The organism is Pseudonocardia sp., from assembly GCF_050250275.1.
In the GTDB taxonomy this organism is placed as follows: Bacteria; Actinomycetota; Actinomycetes; order Mycobacteriales; family Pseudonocardiaceae; genus Pseudonocardia.
This window is the reverse complement of the sequence record NZ_JBFWOY010000006.1, coordinates 163,015-175,821: the sequence shown is the minus strand read 5'-3', so window position 1 is coordinate 175,821 and position 12,807 is coordinate 163,015. Positions and strand designations below refer to the sequence as shown.

Annotated in this window: 11 protein-coding genes and 1 other RNA gene; 5 read left to right on the top strand and 7 right to left on the bottom strand. The window is 75.4% G+C overall.

The features are described from left to right. Positions 1-20 precede the first annotated feature (20 nt). Together AB7F12_RS08500 and AB7F12_RS08495 are read right to left on the bottom strand one after the other, a co-directional pair. Positions 21-1,283: an ArsB/NhaD family transporter gene (locus tag AB7F12_RS08500; RefSeq protein WP_428499561.1), complete on the bottom strand. Its 1,263-nt coding sequence runs from the start codon at positions 1,281-1,283 to the stop codon at positions 21-23. Then, positions 1,284-2,045, bottom strand: coding sequence for a sulfite exporter TauE/SafE family protein (locus tag AB7F12_RS08495; protein ID WP_428499560.1), 762 nt, complete (start codon positions 2,043-2,045; stop codon positions 1,284-1,286). It lies immediately after the preceding gene. Positions 2,046-2,135: 90 nt separating this feature from the next. Between AB7F12_RS08495 and rnpB the strand changes: the two genes are divergently transcribed. Continuing rightward, an RNA gene (gene rnpB / locus AB7F12_RS08490) (RNase P RNA component class A) lies at positions 2,136-2,534 on the top strand. Between the two features lie 179 nt (positions 2,535-2,713). Here rnpB and AB7F12_RS08485 read toward each other — a convergent pair. From AB7F12_RS08485 to AB7F12_RS08475, 3 genes are all read right to left on the bottom strand, one after another. After that, entirely contained in the window at positions 2,714-2,941 is a 228-nt protein-coding gene (locus tag AB7F12_RS08485; RefSeq protein ID WP_428499559.1) for a hypothetical protein, read from the bottom strand. A 109-nt stretch (positions 2,942-3,050) separates the two neighbouring features. After that, a complete protein-coding gene (locus AB7F12_RS08480) occupies positions 3,051-3,773 on the bottom strand; it encodes a hypothetical protein (protein WP_428499558.1) in 723 nt (240 codons plus the stop codon). Positions 3,774-3,866: 93 nt separating this feature from the next. Beyond that, positions 3,867-4,529 (bottom strand): HAD-IA family hydrolase, encoded by a 663-nt coding sequence (locus AB7F12_RS08475; protein ID WP_428499557.1) that lies wholly within the window; start codon positions 4,527-4,529, stop codon positions 3,867-3,869. 964 nt (positions 4,530-5,493) lie between these two features. Here AB7F12_RS08475 and AB7F12_RS08470 point away from each other — a divergent pair. From AB7F12_RS08470 to AB7F12_RS08460, 3 genes are all read left to right on the top strand, one after another. Further along, positions 5,494-5,949 (top strand): MarR family winged helix-turn-helix transcriptional regulator, encoded by a 456-nt coding sequence (locus AB7F12_RS08470; protein WP_428499556.1) that lies wholly within the window; start codon positions 5,494-5,496, stop codon positions 5,947-5,949. 356 nt (positions 5,950-6,305) lie between these two features. Continuing rightward, complete coding sequence (locus AB7F12_RS08465) at positions 6,306-7,499, top strand: PEP/pyruvate-binding domain-containing protein (RefSeq protein ID WP_428499555.1); 1,194 nt, start codon at positions 6,306-6,308, stop codon at positions 7,497-7,499. After that, positions 7,499-8,989, top strand: a complete 1,491-nt coding sequence (locus tag AB7F12_RS08460; RefSeq protein WP_428499586.1) for a PEP-utilizing enzyme — start codon at positions 7,499-7,501, stop codon at positions 8,987-8,989. The genes AB7F12_RS08465 and AB7F12_RS08460 overlap by 1 nt, the downstream gene beginning before the upstream one ends. On the opposite strand, the gene AB7F12_RS08455 is transcribed toward AB7F12_RS08460, so the two are convergent. Then, the gene (locus AB7F12_RS08455) at positions 8,990-10,537 is read right to left on the bottom strand and encodes a GDSL-type esterase/lipase family protein (RefSeq protein WP_428499554.1); all 1,548 of its coding nucleotides are present in this window, start codon (positions 10,535-10,537) and stop codon (positions 8,990-8,992) included. 291 nt (positions 10,538-10,828) lie between these two features. On the opposite strand from AB7F12_RS08455, the gene AB7F12_RS08450 reads away from it, so the two are divergent. Beyond that, the gene (locus AB7F12_RS08450) at positions 10,829-11,509 is read left to right on the top strand and encodes an HAD family hydrolase (RefSeq protein WP_428499553.1); all 681 of its coding nucleotides are present in this window, start codon (positions 10,829-10,831) and stop codon (positions 11,507-11,509) included. A 13-nt stretch (positions 11,510-11,522) separates the two neighbouring features. Here AB7F12_RS08450 and AB7F12_RS08445 read toward each other — a convergent pair whose 3' ends face one another. Then, positions 11,523-12,758: an acyl-CoA dehydrogenase family protein gene (locus AB7F12_RS08445; RefSeq protein ID WP_428499552.1), complete on the bottom strand. Its 1,236-nt coding sequence runs from the start codon at positions 12,756-12,758 to the stop codon at positions 11,523-11,525. Positions 12,759-12,807: the final 49 nt, after the last annotated feature.

Genomic DNA, 12,807 nt, shown 5'->3' with positions numbered 1-12,807 from the left:
CCGCCGGCTCCCGCAGCGGCCTAGAGACCGGCGACGCGCAGGCCCAGCCACAGCGCGCAGGTCGCCCCGGCCAGGGCCAACGGCACCGTCAGCACACCGAGCCGGGTGAACTCGCCCGCCCCGACCCGCGTGCCGCGCGACCCCAGGACCTGCCGCCACAACAACGTCGCCAGTGACCCCACGAACGTCAGGTTCGGCCCGATGTTCACCCCCAGCAGCGCGGCGAGGACCAGCCCCGTCCGGGCGCCCGGGGGAGCGGTCGCGAGCACGTCGAGCAGCACCAGCGTCGCCGGGATGTTGTTGACGACGTTGGCCAGCGCCGCCGCGATCCCCGCCACCGCCAGCAGCGCGAGCAACGACGTGGCGTCCGGGGTCGGCACGAGCCTCCGCAGCAGGTCGCTCAGCCCGTGGGCGCTCACCGCCGCGACCACGACCGCCAACGCCGGCACGAACAGGCAGAACAGCGGATCGACCGCCCGCCCCACACCGGCCACGTCGATACGCCCCGTCGCCAGGCAGCGGGCCGCCAGCACCACCGCCCCCGCCGCGGCGACCCACACCGGCTCCAGCCCGACCGTCGACGACACCCCGAACCCGACCAGCGTCAGCCCGAGCACGCCGAGCGCGAAGCGGGGCGCCGGATTCCGTTCGACGGCGACGAGGGCGACCGGCTCGGGGACGTCCACGCGGAAGAACACGCGCAGCACGACGTACTCGACGGCGATCGCCACCACCCACGGCAGCGCCATCAGCCCCGCGAACCCCAGGAACGACACCCCCGCCGCGCCGAACGCCAGCAGGTTCGTCAGGTTCGACACCGGCAGCAGCAGCGACGCAGAGTTCGACAGGTGCCCGCACGCGTAGGCGTGTGCACGGGCCCGCAGCGCGAGCCGGCGCGCCGTCAGCAGCACCACCGGCGTCAGCAGCACCACCGTCGCGTCCAGGCTCAGCACCGCCGTGGTCGCCGACGCCGCCCCGAACACCAGGCCCAACAGCCGCACCGGTCGCCCCCGCGACCCCGCCGCCAGCCGCGCCCCCAACCAGTCGAAGACGCCCTCGGCCTCCGCGAGCCTGCCCAACAGCAGGATCGCCGCCAGGAACCCGACGGTCGGGCCGAGCGCCACCACCTCCGCCCACGCGGCGGGCAACGACAACAACCCCGTCGCGACGACGATCCCCGCCGCCGGGACCGCGGCGACCGCCTCCGGCAGCCCGCGCGGACGCACCACCGCGACGACGAGCACGACGGCCAGCAGCGCCGCCGCACCCGCCGTCGCACCCATCTACTTGAGGAACAGCCAGATCGAGACGCCCACACCCAGCAGCACGACGCCACAGCGCAGCACGTTCTCTGGCATCCGACGCGCGATCCGCGCCCCGACGAACCCGCCGACCAGCGTCGCCGGCGCCAGCAACGCCACCGCGAGCCACTCGACCGGCGCGCGCAACGAGAAGATCAGCACCGTCACCGTCGCCACGATCAGCGACAGCAGCCCCTTCAACGCGTTGAGCCGCACCAGCGTGTCGTTGGCCAGCAACGACAGCGTCGAGATCAGGATGACGCCCAGCGCGCCCCCGAAGTAGCCGCCGTACACCGCGGCCAGGAACACCGCGGGCAGCAGCACCGTCATCCGGTCCGGCGCGCCGGCCTCAGGGGTGCCGATCCGCCTCTTCAGCCACGGCCCGACCGCCATCACCAGGCTCGCCAGCAACACCAGTACTGGAACGACCGCGTCGAACACGCTCTGCGGCAACAACAACAGCAGCACACACCCGACGGCCGCCCCCGCGACCGCCACCCCGGACGTCCACGCGATCCGCCTGCCCTGCCCCACCAGCTCCGTGCGCTGGCCCGCCACGTTGCCCAGATAGCCGGGCCACTGCGCGATCGAGTTCGTGACGTTCGCGTTCAACGGGGGCAGCCCCACCGCCAGCAGCGCCGGGAAGACCAGCAGCGACCCGCCGCCCGCGATCGCGTTGACCGCTCCCGCGACGAGCCCGGCGATGAGCAGGAACGTCAGGCTCCCGGGGGTCAGGTGTAGCACGGACCGACGGTAATCGGCGGTCACGCGATAGGCATGTCCACCCCGTGGTGATCGCGTCACACCGTGGGCACGTAGAGTCGGGGGTGCGGACGAGTCGGTCGGGCGGCCGCGTCGACGGCCTCCGGGTCGTCGCCGAGGAAAGTCCGGACTCCGCAGGGCAGGGTGGTTGTCAACGGCAACCCGGGGCGACCCGCGGGACAGTGCCACAGAGAACAGACCGCCTCCGGCGCGAGCCGGCGGTAAGGGTGAAACGGTGGTGTAAGAGACCACCAGCACCCCGGGTGACCGGGGTGGCTCGGTAAACCCCACCCGGAGCAAGGCCAAAAGGCTCCCGCGAGGGAGCTGCGCAGACGTCCGAGGGCGGCCCGTCCGAGTCTGCGGGTAGGCCGCAAGAGTGCGTCGGCAACGGCGGACCGAGATGGATGGTCGCCGAACGGAGGACCGCGAGGTCCCCGGGAACAGGATCCGGCTTACAGACCGACTCGTCCGCGCACGTCCCCGACCTGCCGCTCATGTCCGCAGCGACTGTGCGCAGCCCGCACGGAAGATGCTCCACACGGCAGCGCTCGTCCTGCGGTCAGCGTCCGGCCGCCGGGGCGGGTCGGACCGCGCTGGTCGGCGGAGGGTATGCGACGAATCCATGACGCGCGCCGTCGCGCCGGCAGCGCTCAGCCCTCGACCGCCACCCCGTGGCGGACGGCGAGCTCGGCCAGCCCGTCGTCGTAGAACCGCGGGGCACATCCCGATTTCCGGGCCCATCTGTTGGGCCGCATCGGCTGGGTCGCGACGGGGAGCCCGGCCCGCGCCGCTCGGCTGCGGACGTTGTTCGACGCGATCAGCTGGAGCGAGCGCGCCGGGAAACTCTGACCTGCGGCGCGACGCCGTGCTCGCCGCACCGGCCGGGGGTGTCGGGACGGCCCGGGTGCCCGCACCTGCCCGCCGCCGTACGACGACACGGCCTGGTCGCCGCTCGCCACGGCCGGGGTGTGCCCGCGCCCGCCCGGGTCACGCGGCGCGGGACAGCGCGTCGCGGATCGCCGTCGCCAGGACCGTGCGGCCCGCGGGGGTGGGGTGGATCCGGTCGGCACCGAGGACACCGGTTCCGGCGGCGCGGACGGCGGCTGCCCAGTCGAGGAACACGACGTTGGAGCCGTGCCGTGCGGCGGCCGCCCGCAGGATCGTGTTGTTGGCGTTCTGCCAGGCCCGGGGCACGAAGGTGCCGACGAGCACGACGGGGCGCCGGCCGGCGGCGGTGAGGACGGCGTCGACGTCGGCGGCGGAGACGGTGCCGTTGGCGCCGAGGTCGACGACGATCGGGCCGGGGTTGCGGGCCGCCCACGTCCGGACCTTCGCCGGGGCGGTGGAGAACTGTCTGCCCACTTCGGCGTCGACGGTGGTGTCGGCGCCGAGGGCGGCCTTGATCGCCGCGGCGCTGCCCAGGGAGATGGAGTCGCCGACGACGAGGATCGGGCCGGTGGCGCGGCTGCGGTCGGGGGTGGCCTCGGCGGCGGGGGCGTCGGTGGTGGCCGGTGCGGGGTCCGCGGTGGTGGCCTGCGGCGTCGTGTCGGGTGGCGCGGTCGACACGACGGCCGCGGCGGGTGGCAGCTCGGCGGGCGGCGCGGGGGCGGAGATCGACGCGGCCACGATCAGGCCGCCGACGGCGACCGCCGCCGAGGCCAGCGCGGTCGCCCCGACGACCGCGGGGCCGGGCCGGAGCTTGGGGAGCATCGTGGTCGATTGGACCACGTCACCGGTGCGGACCGGGCACCGGTACCGGGGCCTGAGCTGCGGATGATCTCCGCGGCGGGCCGGGTCCGACGGTCAGCCGGCGACGTGTCCGACCCGGATCCCGGTGGGGGAGCGCAGGAAGCGGACGTGTGCCAGGTCGGGCGCGTGGGCGTCGGCGACGAGCGCGGCGAGGTCGTGGGTGCCGGCGACGGCGAGCGTCGTCGCCCCCGCCGCATGGCCGGCGGTGAGCCCGGCCGGGGCGTCCTCGACGACGAGGCAGCGGGCGGGGTCGACGCGGAGGCGGTCGGCGGCGCGGAGGAACGGCTCGGGATCGGGTTTGCCGGCGCGGACGTCGTCGGCGGTGACGACCACGGCGGGTGCGGCGAGGCCGGCGGCGGCGATGCGGGCCAGGGCGAGGTCGCGGGTGCAGGAGGTGACGATGGCGGCGGGGGCGGTGGCGCGCAGGGCGTCGAGGGCGCCGGGGAGGGGGACGACGCCGTCGGTGTCGGCCAGCTCGAGGGCGATGATCCGGGCCAGCGCGGCGGGGACCTGGTCGGCGGGCAGGGCGTCGGCGACGATCTCGGCGGCGGGCCTGCCGTGGGCGTTCGCGAGTGCGGAGGCGGGGACGCGGAACTCGTCGGCCCAGCGGGCCCAGCACCGGACGACGGCGGGTGTGGAGTCGACGAGGGTGCCGTCCATGTCGAACAGTACGGCGGCGAACGTCCGGTCGGCCAGGGCGTCGAGCGTGATCGGCACTGCGGAAGGCTACGACCCGGCGCCGCCGCGCCGGTGTCCGACTGTGTCGACGCGACCGCGCAATCTGCGCCCCCGTGTCGACACGCGTCGGCTCAATGGTTGCGCACCCGCACGTGGACGCGTTAACGAAATTCTCAGGATGGGGACCCCGGAATCGTGCCGAATTGTGAATGGTCGGTCACCGATCGGGACCGTCGCGGGGTGGGCGGGGCGATTCTGCAGGGCGGTTGTGGGTGTGATCAGGGGACTCGTGTTGTGCGCGAAAGCGGTTGCGGTCCGCACGGAACCCGAAGGGTGCAACGGCGAAGGTATGCAAGAACGATTGCGTAGCGCGATCAGACGGTACGATTCGGACGACTGCGGCACACCGGCCGTGGCCTCGTCGGAGGGGCTGGGCCGTTCGGGTGCATCGGAGGTCCGGTCGGCCCCATCGCGGGCCGTCCTGTCGTCGCCGAGTCCACGCCGTGATCGGGGGTCCCAGGCGGACCGCGACGTCGGCGGTCGGCCGTCGCCGGCCGGGGCGGCGACGACGGCCGAGCCGGGACGGGTGGGGCCCCGGTGACGGTCTGTGGTCGGTATCTGGCGAGTTGCGCACGATCGCGCCATCCGTGAGGGCCCACTCACGGGCCGTCACGATCATCGAGAATGCGTCCACAATAGCTGGACGACCGTCCAGTCCATTCCTCGTCAGGCTGGGCGGCCTCGATTCGTGCCACAGCGCGGGAACAGCGTCCCACGTCCTGAGCCCTGCGTCACGAAACGGGCGTCCTCGCCGGACGGGTCGACCGTACCCGCACGATTCATGGTTATTATCCGAGGCATGGCGGGCAGTTCTTCTCCACGGCGGGCGAGGCCCGGGTCGGATTCCAGGACGGGTCCTGCGCTCGCGGGGGAGCCCCCCGCCGACAGGTCGGCGGCGGACATCCTCAGCGAGCGCGAGACCTCTCCCGAGACGGTCGCGGCGATGACGACGATCGCGTCGATCCAGCGTGTCGCGATGCGCATCCGGCACCACCTCGAACAGGGCGTTCTCAAGGACAGCGAGCTGACCTGGACGGGATTCCTCGTCCTGTGGGTCCTCTGGCTCTTCGGCGAGATGCAGACGCGGTACCTGGCGGAGGAGGTCGGGGTGAACCGCAGCACGCTCAGCGGCGTGCTGGCCACCCTCGAACGCCGCGGCCTGCTCACGCGTCGCGGCCACGAGTCCGAGGGGCGGCTGGTGCTGGTCGAGCTCACCCCCGAGGGCAGTGCGCTCGTCGACAAGCTGTTCCCGCGCTTCGGTGCCGAGGAGGCCTTCGTCGTCGGTTCGCTGAGCCCCGACTCGATGCGTCGGCTGGGCAACTCGCTGCGCTCGGTCCAGCAGCAGCTCGACTCCGACGAGGGCAAGCGCCGCCGGGCGGCGCCGGTCCGCGAACGCTGACCGACGGCCGGGCCGCGCACCGCGCCCCGGCCGGCGCGCCCTTCAGCGCCTGCTCCGCTCCGGTCGCCGCACCGGGCCGGCCGGGCAGCGTCCGGGGTGAGTCCACATCGGCCTCCACCCACGCGTCGCTGTCGAGGCCGGTCTCGGCCTGGGCGGTGCGCTCCGGCTCCAGGTCGACCGCGGTCCCGCAGGCGTAGTCGAACACCGTCAGGTGTGCGGTGAAGGCCGTGCGCGGGTCGCGGCCGCGGCCGTCCGGCCGCTGCGGCTCCGGAGGCGCGGATCGTCGCCGCTGCCGACTGCGGACATTCTATTCATCAGTTGTTGAGTTGATATCGGGACGGCGCTACCGTCCCGACATGACCGACGCCGTTGCCAGCGCCCCCGCCGCGGCGCTCGTGGTCGGGCTCGCCGGCCTCGGCCGCGCCTCCCTGGGGATCGCGGGAGGCAAGGCGGCCAACCTGGGGGAGCTCCTGGCCGCCGGGATCCCGGTGCCGGACGGGTTCTGCCTCACCACCGAGGCCTACGCGCTGGCCGCCGACGCGGCGGGACTCCCGGCAGCCCTCGCCGCCGGCGAGGACCCGGCGGCCCTGCGGGCACGGCTGCAGCAGGCACGCGTCCCGGCAGGAGTCGCCGCCGCCGTCCGTGCCGCCTACCGCGCGCTGGGTGCGGGAGCGGTCGCGCTCCGCTCGTCGGCCACCGCCGAGGACCTGCCCGACTCCAGCTTCGCCGGGCAGCAGGACACCTGTCTCAACGTCGTCGGTGCCGACGCGGTCGTCGACGCCGTGCGCCGCTGCTGGGCGTCGCTGTGGACCGACCGCGCCGTCGCCTACCGCGAGACCGCCGGGATCGAGCCGTCGACGGTGCGGCTCGCGGTCGTGGTGCAGCGCATGGTCGACGCCGTGGCCGCGGGCGTGCTCTTCACCGCCGACCCGCTCACCGGCATCCGCGACCACGCGGTCCTCGACGCCGCCCCCGGACTCGGCGAGGCGGTCGTCTCCGGGGCGGTCGACCCCGACCACGTCGTCGCCGGCCACGACGGCCGGGTCCTCGACTACCGCGTCGGCCAGGCGGGTGTGGCGGTCCGGGCCGTCGCGGGCGGCGGCACCGTGACCGAGGACCACGCCGGGGAACGCAGCCGCTGCCTCACCGACGCCCAGGTGGCGGAGATCGTCGCGCTCGGGCTGCGGGCGGCCGCACACTTCGGCGCACCCCAGGACGTCGAGTGGGCCGTCGCCGCCGACGGCACGGTCGCACTCACCCAGTCCCGCCCGGTGACGACGCTGTTCCCGCTGGTCGAGCCGGCCGAGCCGGGACACGTGTACCTGTGCGTCAGCCTCGCGCAGGGGCTGGTGCGGCCGATGACCCCGCTCGGGGTCTCGGCGGCCCGCGTCGTCGGCGCGACCGCCGTCGGGGCCATGACGGGCAGACCGTCCGCCGACCCCCGGCGCGGCCCGCGCGGTGTGGCGGTGGCCGCGGGCCGCCCGTTCGCCGACGTCACGACAGCGTTGCGCAGCGCCCCCGGCCGCGCCCGCCGCGGGTGCTCGACGTGATGGAGGCGCGCTCGGCCGTCGTCGCGCGCGGGTTGCTGGCCGGCGAGCTCGCGGACCGCCACGTGCTGGCCGGGCCCGCGGACCGGCGCTCGTGGCTGCCGTTCCTGCGCGGTGTCGGGCGGATCGCCGTCCGGTTCCGGGTGCCGGTGCGGCTGGTGGGCGCGCTGGCGTCCCCCGGCTACGCGCTGCGCCACGTCGAGCGGGTGCGGGCGGGCGTCGCGCCCCTGTGCGTCGTGGCGCCGGACCTGCCGACGGCGGCCCGGCTGCGGCGTGCGGAGGAGATCGTCGCCGCGGTGTTCCCGGTGCTGCCGACGACCGCGCCCGCCGCCGGGGGCGGGTTCGTCGCGCTGGGCCTGGCACGGCTCCTCGCGGGCCCCGACCTACCCGCCGCAGACGTCCACGAGGTGCTGCGGTCGTTGCCGCACAACGTGACCACCGAGATGGACCTGCGGTTGTGGGCACTCGCGGCACGGCTGCGCACCGACCCGGCGTCGGCGGCGGCACTGGCCGACCGCGACCCCGCGGACCTCGCCGCGGCGTTCCACGCGGGCACCCTGCCCGCGGTCCTGCAGGCCGGGCTCGCGGGGTTCCTGCGCGACCACGGCCACCGCGCCGCCGCCGAGATCGACCTCGGCGTCGCGCGCTGGTCCGACGACCCGACGCCCGTGCTCGCCGTGCTGGCCGGCTACCTGCGCCTGCCCGTCGACGAGCGTCCCGACCTCGCCCCCGACGCGCAGTTCGCCCGCGGGGCGCGGGCGGCCGAGGAGACCGTCGCGGCCGTCACGGCCCGGGTCCGGGCCCGGTCGCGGCTGCGTGCGGTGCTCGTCCGGGCGGCCCTGGGCCGCGCCAGGGCGCTCACGGGTCTGCGCGAGGAGCACAAGGACCTGCTGGTGCGGCTGCTCGCCGCGGCCCGGGCGAACCTGCTGCTCGTCGGTGCCGACCTCGCGCGCCGCGGCCTGCTGGAAGTGGGCGCCGACGTCGTGCTGCTCGACCTCGCCGAGATCGCCGCGGCCGTGGCGGGCGCCGACCAGCGGTTACTCGTCGCCCGCCGCCGCGACATCCACGCGCGCGAGCTGCGCCGGCGCCACGTCCCGCGGATCGTGCTCGCCGACGGGACCGAGCCGGAGGCGGTGGCCGCGCCCGCGCCCGCGACCGCCGACGGCGCACTGACCGGCACCGCCGCGTCGGCAGGTGTCGTCGAGGGGCCCGTGCGGGTGGTGCTCGACCCGGCCGACGCCGCGCTGCAGCCGGGGGAGGTGCTCGTCGTGCCCTCGACCGACCCCGGGTGGACACCGCTGTTCCTCACCGCGGGCGCGCTCGTCATGGAGATGGGCGGGTCGAACTCCCACGGCGCGGTCGTCGCCCGCGAGTACGGCATCCCGGCGGTGGTCGGGGTGGCCGCCGCGACGACCCGGCTGCGGACGGGGCAGGTGGTCCGGGTCGACGGTGCCGCCGGGACGGTCACCCCGCTCGACCGGCGCGCGGAGTAGTCACGACGGTTCGTGGTCGAGCAGCCGCGCCGTCGCCGCCGCCACCCGCAGCGACCCCACGCCGGTCGGATGGAACGGGTAGCGGTCGCCGAGCCCCTGCAGGTCGGCACCGAGCCCGTCGGCCGACGGCGGACTGCACAGCGGCGCCAGCGGGGGATCGACGACGGCGAGGTCGTACTTGGCCGCGCCTGCCCGGAGCACGTCGTTGAGGGCCTGGTTGCGCTCGTGCATGAGCTCGGTCTTCGCCGCGTCGAGCCCGGGGACGCCGGCCGGGCCGCGGGCGTCGGCGCAGTCACCGGGTTCGCGGCCGGGCGCGAACACGTCGTAGGAGGTCGCGACGAGGATCTGCGGGCGCCCGGGCAGGGCGGTCAGGTCCTGCAGGAGGTCGCCGTAGTCGCGGTCGAACGCGGCGAGGCGGTAGTCGAACTCGCCCGCGGTGAACCGGTCGGCGCAGTCGGGGACGCCGTAGCAGTAGGCGAGGAAGTCGCTCCAGCCCAGGTCGTTGGGCCCGATCGCGACGACCACGTACTGCAGCCCGGCGATCTGCTTGAGCCGGCCGACCTGCGCGGGGACGCTGGTGTCCCCACCGCGTGCCTGCGGTCCGCGCAGGCCCTGGGAGATGCTCGCGCCCGAGCAGGCCAGGTTGCGGACCGGTGCACCGGTGACGAGCGTGAGCTCGGAGGCGAGCGAGTCGGCGCTGCGTTCGCACGCGGTGTCCTCGGGCGTCGCGTCGGGCACGGGCGGGCCGCCGACCCGCGCGGCGCGGGAGTCGCCGATGACCGCACCGGTGTAGCCGAACACCGTCGGTCCCTCCGGTGACGGGGACAGGTGGTAGGAGCCGACGAGCTGGGTGAGCGAGCGGATGTCCGAGAGCCCGCGCGTCGCGCCCGACCAGGCGAGCACCCCGCACACCGCCCAGGCCAGCAGGGACGCCGCCAACGCGAGGACGGTCGTGCGGCCGACGGTACCGGCGCCGCGGTGCCACAGCTCGGCGATCGTGACGTGCCCGCCGGGGGCGCCGCGGCTCTCCCGGCGCAGCAGCGCGAGCGTCCGCACACACCCGGCGACCGCGCAGATCGCCACGCACACCCCGACCAGCCCCAGCGCACCCCACCCGTACCAGCGCACGAAACCCGAGGTCAGGGTGTCCGCGGCCTGCGCGCGGGCCGCGACGGTCCGCTCCGGGTCGAGCACCTGCGCGGCCGCGGCGTTGCGCTGGACCGGGCCGAGGGTGATCTGCGGGCGCATCGGTCCCCACACCTGCAGCGGCGCGATGTCGAGCCGGGTGTTGCCGATCTGCACGAGCTGGGCGGGCCCGGACACCGACGGCGTCGGCGTCCGCGCGCCGAGCTGCACGTGCTGGCCGAGGACCGTGACGTCCTGCGCCGGGGTGAGCGCGATCGTCGCGGGCAGCCCGCCGAGCAGGCACACGGCCAGCACCAGCAGGGTCGGCCACGACCTGAGCTCGCGCCACAGCGCCGGGAGCGTCCGCGGGCGACGGGTCGCGGTCGGAGCGGTGCGTGTGCGCTGCTCGGTCGGTGACGCCATCTCGGACCGGGACCCCCCGCGGTGTCGGTTCGTGCGGCTCACCCCAGGATGCGTGACGGCACCCCCGTCCGTCACCCCGTGCCGCGCAGGGTGAACCACGTCACCGTCACGGGGGCGCCGGCCCTCGCGCGCCCCCGCCGCACCCGTCGGGGGCGCCGGACACTGCGCGGCGCGGGGCCCACGGCCGTGCGGTCTCCCGGCGTTCACCCCGCCGACACCCCGTCGTCGGGCAGCGGTCATCGCCGACCGGTGAGCTTCCCCGATGGTGTTCGACGGCCCGCAGGGGTGCCGGTGACGCTGCGGCTGGCGCTGCTCGACATGGCGGGAACGACGGTGTGCGACGACGGGCTGGTCCTCGACGCGGTGCTCGCCGGCCTGGGCGCGGTCCGGGTGCCCAGCGCGGGCCCCCGGTTCCCGGCGCTGCGCCGCCAGGCGCAGGCCACGATGGACCGGGCGTCGCTGGCGGTCTTCGGCGACCTGCTCGACGGCGACATGTGCCGGGCCCGGCACGCCGACGCCGCGTTCGCCGCCCGGCTGCGGGCCCGGCTCGCCGAGGGGGTGCTGCGCGAGGTGCCGGGCGCGACCACGACCATGACGCTGCTGCGGGAGGCGGGCATCTCCGTCGGCCTCGCCAGCGGGTTCGAGCCGTCGCTGCACGCCGAGATCGTCGACGCGCTGGGCTGGACCGGGCTCGTCGACGTCACCGTCTGCCCGGCCGACGTCGACGGCCGCGGCGTGCCCGATCCTGCAATGCTGCTCACCGCCGCCGCACGGCTGGACGCCGAACCCGCCGACGTCGTGACCGCGGGCGACGCGACGTCGGCGATGGTCGCCGGGCGCCGGGCCGGTGCGGGGCTGACCGTCGGTGTGCTGTCGGGTGCGCACCGGGCCGCGCCGCTGTGGGCGGCGGGCGCCGACGCGATCGTCGACTCCGTCGCCGACCTACCCGCGCTGCTCGGCCTGCCGTCCTGAGCCTGCAGGCGGTTCAGCTCATCCCGGACGCGGCCAGCGGGTCGTAGCCGGGGGCGGCGAGCATCGCCTGCAGCTGCCGGCGCCGCATGCCGACGTTGCTGCCCTCGATCACCGGATAGGCCAGCGCCTCGTTGAGGTGGCGGACCAGCGGGAACGCCGTGTCGTAGGCGGTCACCCCGACCACCTTGACCAACGCGTTGATCACGTCGACGGCGGTCTCGGAGCCGAAGATCTTCGAGTGCAGGGCGAGCTCCGGACCGGCCGGGTCGCCGGACAGGACGGCGTCGAGCGCGCGCCACGACAGCAGCCGGACGGCCTCGATGCGGCCCTTCGCGTCGGCGAACACGTCGGCGACCGACTGGTGGGAGATGACGGGGACGCCGCCGCCGCGGGTCTGCGTCGTCGCGAACCGGTACGCCACGTCGAACGCCTGCCGCATCGCGGCCGTCGCGAACGTGCCGATCGACGCGCCGCTGGCGAAGAACGCGTTGCGCGTGAGCTCCCCGCCCTGGCCCTCGGCGCCCAGGAGGTTGTCCTTCGGGACCCGCACGTCGTGGAGCCGGATCCGGGCCGTCATGCAGCCGGTGAGGCCGGGCAGGTCCAGGTACTCCTCGACCTCGATGTGCCCCGCGAGCTGGTCGCGCTCGGCGACGAGCAGCGAGACCCCGCCGGGCGTGCGGCACACGATCGTCATGACGTCGGGACCGTCGCCGTCCCAGCCCGGCAGGTGCGACGCCCACTGCTTGCGCCCGTTGACCACCCAGCTGTCGCCGTCGGGCACCGCGGTGGTGCGGATCCCCTCCGCGGGCGGTGGGGCGTCGAAGTTGACGCTGCCGTCGGGCTCGGAGAAGGCCATCGCGGCGACCGGGGCGCCGGTGTCGGCGAGGAACGGTGCCACGAACCGTTCGATCTGCTCCGGGGTGCCCACCTGGTAGACGGGCATCAGCGCGATGAGCGGGCCGGCCATGGAGATGACGAAGTCGGGGCTCTGCGCCGCCCACTCCTCCACGAGGATCGCGGCGTCGACGCCGTCACCGGCGGCGCCGCCGAACGGTGCCGGGATCAGGCCCTTCAGGAACCCGGCCGTCACCGCCTTCTCGAACGCGGGGCGGGCCAGCAGCGCCCGGCGCAGCGGATCGGGCTCGGCGCGGACGGCGTCGGCGAGCGGGCGCAGCTGCTCCTGGGCGAACTGGCGGGCGGCGTGCTTGAGCTGCTGCTGGGCGGGGGACAGGGTGAAGGAGACGGCCACGGGTGCTCCCTTGCGTCGATACGTGGGGACCCACTCTCGGGCGCGCCTG

Coding starts and splice junctions, on each gene's coding strand:
- AB7F12_RS08465 (WP_428499555.1), top strand. CDS start 6,306: ATGACCGACGCCGTTGCCAGCGCCCCCGCCGCGGCGCTCGTGGTCGGG.
- AB7F12_RS08480 (WP_428499558.1), bottom strand. CDS start 3,773: ATGCTCCCCAAGCTCCGGCCCGGCCCCGCGGTCGTCGGGGCGACCGCG.
- AB7F12_RS08460 (WP_428499586.1), top strand. CDS start 7,499: ATGGAGGCGCGCTCGGCCGTCGTCGCGCGCGGGTTGCTGGCCGGCGAG.
- AB7F12_RS08500 (WP_428499561.1), bottom strand. CDS start 1,283: ATGGGTGCGACGGCGGGTGCGGCGGCGCTGCTGGCCGTCGTGCTCGTC.
- AB7F12_RS08470 (WP_428499556.1), top strand. CDS start 5,494: ATGACGACGATCGCGTCGATCCAGCGTGTCGCGATGCGCATCCGGCAC.
- AB7F12_RS08455 (WP_428499554.1), bottom strand. CDS start 10,537: ATGGCGTCACCGACCGAGCAGCGCACACGCACCGCTCCGACCGCGACC.